Source organism: Sphaerotilus sp., assembly GCF_041083715.1.
GTDB lineage: Bacteria > Pseudomonadota > Gammaproteobacteria > Burkholderiales > Burkholderiaceae_C > Sphaerotilus.
Map to the genome: position 1 here is coordinate 1 of NZ_JBFPGY010000298.1, position 6,564 is coordinate 6,564.

At 67.1% G+C, this 6,564-nt stretch carries 4 protein-coding genes and 1 pseudogene; 1 reads left to right on the plus strand and 4 read right to left on the minus strand.

Annotation, left to right across the window (positions count from 1 at the left end; translation table 11 throughout):
- A pseudogene (locus AB3X43_RS13900) lies at nt 1-155 on the plus strand (UDP-glucose 6-dehydrogenase); the annotation flags it as partial.
- A 49-nt stretch (nt 156-204) separates the two neighbouring features.
- On the opposite strand, the gene AB3X43_RS13905 reads toward AB3X43_RS13900, so the two are convergent.
- The 4 genes from AB3X43_RS13905 to AB3X43_RS13920 all read right to left on the minus strand — a co-directional run.
- Nucleotides 205-1,428 carry a porin family protein gene (locus tag AB3X43_RS13905; protein WP_369430456.1) on the minus strand — a complete coding sequence of 408 codons (1,224 nt, stop codon included), beginning with the start codon at nt 1,426-1,428 and terminating at the stop codon, nt 205-207.
- Nucleotides 1,429-1,490: 62 nt separating this feature from the next.
- The gene (locus AB3X43_RS13910; RefSeq protein ID WP_369430457.1) at nt 1,491-2,888 is read right to left on the minus strand and encodes an undecaprenyl-phosphate glucose phosphotransferase; all 1,398 of its coding nucleotides are present in this window, start codon (nt 2,886-2,888) and stop codon (nt 1,491-1,493) included.
- Nucleotides 2,889-3,095: 207 nt separating this feature from the next.
- Nucleotides 3,096-5,270: a putative bifunctional diguanylate cyclase/phosphodiesterase gene (locus AB3X43_RS13915; protein ID WP_369430458.1), complete on the minus strand. Its 2,175-nt coding sequence runs from the start codon at nt 5,268-5,270 to the stop codon at nt 3,096-3,098.
- 13 nt (nt 5,271-5,283) lie between these two features.
- Nucleotides 5,284-6,564, minus strand: a 1,281-nt coding sequence (locus tag AB3X43_RS13920) for a response regulator (protein WP_369430459.1), incomplete at its 5' end; no start/stop codon positions are given.

The following is a 6,564-nucleotide window of genomic DNA, read 5'->3' on the forward strand; positions in this document are numbered from 1 at the left end:
TGATCGTCACCGAGTGGAAGGAGTTCCGCACGCCGGACTTCGAGGCCATCCGCGACAGCCTGAACGACAAGGTCGTCTTCGACGGGCGCAACCTGTACGAGCCGGAGCTGATCCGCTCCTTCGGCCTGACCTACCACTCCATCGGCCGGGCCTGATCGACCGGTGGAATGATGAACGAGACGGGCGCCTCGGCGCCCGTCTCGTTCATCGCAGCAGCGCCTGACCGAAGCAGGAGTACGTCGTGGCGCTGTAGGGTGCCGTCAGCCCGGAGCTGCCATTCGTCGATGAGACGCTGCGCTCGCTCCAGTTCACGCCGCAGCCCACATCGACATTGCGCAGCACGGCGTATTGCACGCTCAGACCCAGGTTGTTGGTGCTGTCGCTGGCGGAGGCCGGCAGCACGCCGCTGCCGATCGTCAGCGAATTGTCCAGCGAGCGGCGGGCCTGCGAGAGACTGCCGGTCATGGAGATCTTGGACGTCACCTCCCACTGCGTGGTCAGTCCGAGTGTCGTGGTGATCACGCTGTTGGAGGACGCCACGTTGATCGCGCCAGTCGTGAAGTCGTAGCTGCCGTTGCTGGTGTCGCGTGTCAGGTTCAGGCTGGTCGAGAGCTTGCCGGTGGGCTTCCAGTTCCAGCCCAGCGCACCGGTCCAGCTGTTCGTGTTGCGGTCCACGAGCGACTGGTGTTCCTGCGTCAGGCTCACCCGGCCATTGAACACGCTGGCGCCACCGGGATTGATGATCGCCGAGAAATCCAGGTCGTTGCGGCGGACCTCGTTGCCGGCGTTCGGGTAGTCGACATTGGCGTGCCGCAAACCGGTTCGCAGGGTCAGGCCGCTGGCCGGCATGACCCGCACACCGGCGTTGATCGACGTCTGGTTGACGTTGTTGCGGGCGTAGGTGGCTTCGGAATAGCGTGCGCGCGACAGGGCGGCACCGGCATCGAAACTCCACATCGTGACCAGCCCGAGGTTGGCCTGGACGCTGGCACTGTTGACGGTCAGCAGATTGCGCAGTCCGCTGGACAGTGCCGCCGCGTCGGTGGGCAGGCTCTGGCGCGAGGAGAGCGCCACATTGCCTGAAAGCCGCTCGACGGTCTCCCAGTCCAGGCGCGTATCGAGCGCGTAGTCGGTGTTGTTGAGCGTGCTCAGGCTGCGGTAGCGGTTCGCATTGGCACTCAGGGTGGCCGTCAGCCGCTGGCGGCTGATGGGCTGGTCGATGCCCAGGCGCACGCCAGTCGAGGAAATCGTGTCGGACTTGGCCTGCGCATCCGTGTTCAGGAACACATTGCTGTTGTGCGTGAACCGCTGCGAGACCCCGAGGTAGTACGGGCTGGTCTCCGCCTGGGCACTGCCGGCGGCCAGGCAGGCGAATCCCGCCAGCGTCAGCGCCAGCGGGCGCACGGAAAACTGCGGAGAAAGCGTCATCTTGAACATGGTCCTGCCTGTCATGAGTGGGATGGTGAAAAACGGGAGTCGGCGGTCGGTGCTCAGTAGGCGCTGCGGTCGAAGAACATCTGCCGCACCGTGCGCGCGATGATGCGCAGATCCAGTCCGAGCGACCAGCTGCGCAGGTATTCCAGATCGTAGTGCACCCGGGCCGCCATCTTTTCGACCACGTCCGTCTCGCCGCGGCAGCCGTTGACCTGGGCCCAGCCGGTGATGCCGGGCTTGACCTTGTGGCGCACCATGTAGGAGCGGATGATCGGCCGGTACTGCTCGTTGTGGGCCACTGCATGCGGACGCGGACCGACGATGCTCATGCGCCCTTGCAGCACATTGATGAACTGCGGCAGCTCATCCAGCGAAGTCCGGCGGATGAACATGCCGAACGGCGTCACGCGGGGATCGTCCCGGGTCGCCTGAGGCACGACGCCACCGTTGTCCATCGCACGCATCGAGCGGAACTTGTAGACCACGATCTCGTCGCCATCGAGGCCGTTGCGCCGCTGCCGGAAGATCACCGGCCCGGGCGAGCTGAGTTTCACGCCGATCGCCAGGACCAGCAGCACCGGCGCGACCAGCACCAGGATCAGACTCGCCAGAACGATGTCCGACAAACGCTTGACCAATCCATTCAGCCCCACGAACGGACTTTCCAGCAGACTCACCACGGGCACGCCATCCATGTTGCGCATCCGCCCCTGGATCACGTTGACACCGAACACGTCCGGTACCAGGAAGATCGACACGGCCGCATCCTGCAGCACCGCGATCATCTGACGGATGCGGGGCTGGCCGCTCAAGGCGAAGGTGATGTAGGCATCTTTGATGCGGTGCGCTCGAATCAGCGTCGGCAGGTCGTCGAGCCCGCCGAGCAGGCGCCCGCGCACCCGCTCGTCGCAGCGGTCGGGATGTCGGTCCTCCACATGGCCGACGAGATCGTGCCCGTACGGCGCCCGGGCCAGGATCGCCTCGGCAATCCTGGCTCCGAGCGGACCACCACCGATGACCAGGGCGGGCCGCCGACGCTCCGGCTGCACCGCAGACCAGCGCATCAGCACGCGGCCCGCCAGCGCGAATGCCAGTTGCGCCACCGGTGTGCTCACCACCCAGGTCGCGGCCACATCGCGGCGGAAGAACTGCAGGCTGTCGGACGCATAGCCGCACAGGAACAGGATCGCCACCACCGCCGCCCAGGCCGCGACGATGTCGACCGCCGAGTTGGCGGGCCGCTCGTAGAAGCGGTTGGTGCCCGGGAACATCAGCGTCATGGTGAACACGCCGAGCAGCATCACCGAGCGGTCCAGCGGCTGCCCCAGCCACAGCGACGACAGCAGCAGGCACAGCACGGCCAGCAGCGGCTCGGCCAGCGCCGCCACGAAGACGGGCACCGATTGCGGCGCCGCGGGGAACACGCTGCCGGAATCGGCAGGATGCCGGATCATGGACGGCTCCACGCCGGCATCGAACACACGGGGGCCGCGAGGCCTTGCAGGCATTCGGGCGTCAATTGCATCGGAAACGGAGTGGTCGATGTACATCGGACGGCATGGCAAACGACCCGCAGATGGGAGCTGCTATTGTCCACAGAGAAAATGTCCGCTTTTTTCATCTTGGCAACTGGCATCGGCACTAGTTCCGCGAGCACCCCCTCATGTTAGGGGACTGGTCCACTGTGGCGCCCAGGCGGACAGCCAGCGGATCAGTTCCTCCGGTGTCATCGCACAGGCGAACAGGTTGCCTTGCATCTCGTCGCAACCCAGGCGCAGCAGCACATCCCGCTGCAGGACCGTCTCGACCCCTTCGGCCACGACCTTCAGGTCGAGTGAACGCGCCAGCGCGATCACCGCCGTGACGACCGCCGCGCTCTGGCGCTTCACACCCAGATCGCGGACGAAGGAGCGGTCGATCTTCAGTTCGCTGATCGGCAGCTGGGTCAGGTAGGCCAGCGAGGAATAGCCGGTACCAAAATCGTCAATGGCGATTTCCACGCCGATCTGGGTCAGGCGGTACAAGTCCGGAATGACACGGTCGAGGTTCTGCATCAGCCCTGTCTCGGTGATCTCCAGCTCCAGCGCACGCGGTGCCAGCCCGTGGCGTTCGGTGGCGGTCCGCACCAGATCGACCAGGTCGGAGCGCTCGAAGGCCCGGCTCGGCAGATTCACCGCCACGCTCAGCTCCACACCGTGCACATCGCGCCAGACACCGATCTGGCGCGCCACCTCGCCGATGGCCCATTCGCTCATGGGCACGATCAGACCCGTTTCCTCGGCCAGCGGAATGAACTCGCCCGGCTGCACCAGCGCGCCGTTGCGCCGCCAGCGCATCAGCGCCTCCACGGCCACCACGGTGGACGTCCCCACACGGACCTTGGGCTGGTAGTGCAGCACCAGCTCGTTGCGCTCGATCGCCTTGTGCAGCGCGCTCTCCAGCTCCAGCCGCTCGCGGCCCTGCCCGGCCAGATGCGGCCGGTAGACCTGCAGCGCATTGCGCCCGCCAGACTTGGCGGCGTACATCGCGACGTCCGCGTTGCGCAGCAGGTCGACCACGCTGACCCCGTCACGCGGGAACAGCCCTACTCCCACACTCGCGGTGACGAAGTACTCGCGCCCACCCAGCACCACCGGCTCGCGCATCGCTTGCAGAATGCCCTGCGCCACACGCACAGCCTGCGCCTCATCCTCCACCTCGGGCAGCAGCGCGACAAACTCATCCCCGCCAAGCCGCCCCACGGCTTCCAGCGAGCGGTGCGTGCGCAGCACGGCCGCATCGATGCTCATGTCGGCGATCTGGTCACAGTGGTGGACACAGGTGCGCAGGCGCCGGCCGATCTCCACCAGCAACTCGTCCCCCTGCCCGTGACCGAGCGTGTCGTTGATGTTCTTGAAGCGGTCCAGATCGATCAGCAGCAGCGCGAAGCCGTGGTCCATCCGGCGCGCCTGTTCGAGCGCCCGCTCGGCACGCCAGATGAGCTGGCGCCGGTTGGGCAGCCCGGTGAGCGCATCGAAGTTGGCCAGATGGCGGATCTTGTCCTCGATCAGGCGCCGGTCGGTCACATCCTGGATGATGCCGGCGTAAGCGCACAGCCCGCCCTGGTCGTCGAATTCAGGCTCGGCCTCGACGTGCACGATGCGCTCGCGCCCGTCCGGCAGGCAGATCGTCACGTCGCTGTCGAGCACCGTGCCATGCCGCACGACATCGCGCAGCAGCGGCGCCATCGCCCGGCGGGCGCCTGGCACCAGCAGCCGCATCACCTCCGGCACCGACAGCGGTGCACGCGGACCATGGCCGATCACACGCAGCGCCTCGGGCTCCAGCTGCAGACCGCCGCCGAGGCGCCAGTCGAAGCTGCCCATGCGGGCCAGATCCTGGGCGCGGGCCAGCTTGGCGCGGCTGCGCAGCAGCTCCATCTGGATGTGCGACGTCCGCAGCAGGTAGCGCAGGCGCCCTGCCAGCAGGCTCCAGTGGTGCGACTTGACGAAAAAGTCCGTCGCGCCCGCGTCGAAGGCCCGCTCGATCGAGGCCTCGTCGTCGAGCCCGGTGAGCATGAGCACCGGCATCAGCTCGAACCCAGGCAGATCACGCAGTGCCTCGCAGGTCCGGAACCCGTCCATGCCGGGCATGACGGCGTCGAGCACCATGACATCGGGGGACCAGTCGGCCAGCATGCGCAGCGCGGACAGTCCACCGGTCGCCTCGTTCACCGTGAAACCGCGCTCGCGCAGCGCAGCGCCGGTCAGCAGCAGGTTCACGTCATCATCGTCGACCAGCAGGATGCGCGGTTGGCGGTCAGCGCCGGGCGCCATGGCGGGATGTTCGTAGTTCAATCGTGGATCCTGCTCAGTCGGTCCGCATGGACAGGCGGTGTCGCACACCGTCCTGGACACGCTGCATTTCGTTGCGCAAGGCGTCGAGGCGCGGCAACAGTTCGGGCGCATCGACACCACGTCGCAGCACCTGCTCCAGGTCCGCACACAGTGCCGACAGGTGCAGCGCCCCCAGGCTGCTCGACGACGAACGCAGCGTATGGGCGACATGCAGCACCGACGCCAGGTCCAGCCCAAGCGGTCCGGCATCCAGCATCGGGCTCAGCCGGCTGATCGACGCGTCGAACGCCTGCATCACCCGGCGCACCAACTGGTTCTGTCCGCTCGGATCGAGATCGTGCAACCGCTGCATGGCCGTGGCATCCAGCAGCGGCAGACCGTCCTCCAGCGCCAGGAAGAGGGTCGGCTCAGGCGACGTCAGCCCACCGGGGGCGGTACGCGCGGCGGCCTCGATGCCGAGCTGTCCGCGTCGGCCCAGCCGGTTGCCGACATAGCGCCCGAGCATCGCCAGCAACTGGCCCTGCCGATAGGGCTTGGACAGGTAGGCATCGAACCCGAGCGACAGAAACCGCTCCTCGTCCCCCTCCAGCGCATTCGCCGTGACGGCCACCACCGGCGTCTGCGGCGGGGTGAGGAACGTGAAGCGGGGCGTCGGGCCGCGCCGCAACCACTGCAGCGCCTCCACGCCGTCCATGCCGGGCATCTGGATGTCCATCAGCACCAGGTCGAACAGGTCCTCGCACAGCGCGCGCAAGCCCTCCAGGGCGGAACCCACCACCCGCACGCTGCAGCCCATGCGCTGCAGCATCTGGTTCATGACCTCCTGGTTGACCGGGTTGTCCTCGACCACCAGCACCGAGGCACCGAGCTGCGGCATGTGGACCTCGGCCTCCTGGCGTGCGGCGGCAATGCCGAGAATGGCCTGGCGCAGTTCGGCCTTGCGCACCGGCTTGTGGATGAAGCGGACGAAGCCGGCCTCCTGCGCCACCCGCACATCGTCGGGAGCGGCCACCGAGGACAGCAGCACCAGCTGCGTCTGGCCGATCAACCCGTCTGCATGCAGGCGGTGCGCCAACTCGATGCCGTCCATGCCCGGCATGTGCCAGTCGATCAGCGCCAGATCGAAGGGCGGCACGTCCAGCGGCAGCGTGCGCAGCAGCTGCAGCGCCTGCTCGCCATCGCCGACCAGGGTCACACGCAGGCCCCAGGCGGTCAGCATGTTCTCCAGCACGGTGCGGTTGGTGGGATGGTCATCGACCACGAGCACGCAGATGCTGGGCATGGCCGTCGTGTC

What these genes read in the sequence shown, in the direction of transcription:
- AB3X43_RS13910 (WP_369430457.1), bottom strand. Translation starts at nt 2,888, where the DNA reads ATGATCCGGCATCCTGCCGATTCCGGCAGCGTGTTCCCCGCGGCGCCG.
- AB3X43_RS13905 (WP_369430456.1), bottom strand. Translation starts at nt 1,428, where the DNA reads ATGACGCTTTCTCCGCAGTTTTCCGTGCGCCCGCTGGCGCTGACGCTG.